Genomic DNA, 750 nt, shown 5'->3' on the forward strand with positions numbered 1-750 from the left:
ATGGGACAGCGATTGTCTCCAACCGTATGATAAAACCATTTCCATGCTTCTGGATTAATCGGTTCGCCTACGGTGCCTAAGAGGCGTAAGGATGTTCTTTTAGAATGTTCAACAAAAGAATTTCCAGCACCCATTAATGCGCGAATAGCAGTTGGTGCAGTGTAAAGCGTATTTACTTTATGCTTATCGACAATTTCCCAAAATCTACCTTGGTCGGGAAAGGTTGGTATACCTTCAAACATTAAAGTGGTGGCACCGTTGCATAGAGGACCATAAATCAAGTAAGAATGACCACTGATCCAGCCAATATCAGCAGTACACCAGTAAATTTCACCAGGATGATAATCAAAAACATATTGATGTGTCATCGATACATAAACGAGATAGCCGGCTGTTGTATGGAGAACACCTTTTGGTTTGCCTGTTGAACCCGAGGTATAAAGAATAAAAAGTGGATCTTCAGCATTCATCGTTTCTGCTGGACAATCCGTTTTGGCATGAGATATTTCTTCATGATACCAAAAATCACGTCCCTTTACCCAATCAATTGTTCCACTTGTACGCCGTATGACCAAGACTTGATTAACATGAACACCACGGCGTGCTGCAATATCAATAGCATGATCAATATTGTTTTTTAACTTGATCAATTTTTCTCCACGCAGGCCTTGATCAGCGGTGATGATAAAGGTTGATTTGCAATCAATAATGCGGTCTGCTATCGCTTCAGAAGAAAAGCCGGCAAAAATA

1 protein-coding gene is annotated in these 750 nt (G+C 40.7%); it reads right to left on the minus strand.

Going from position 1 to position 750, the window contains the following annotated elements; genetic code table 11:
* Positions 1-750 (minus strand): AMP-binding protein (locus tag ACFIK8_RS11235; RefSeq protein WP_375669473.1); only part of this gene is annotated, 750 nt, incomplete at both ends.

It is taken from the genome of Bartonella sp. MR168JLCBS, assembly GCF_042194175.1.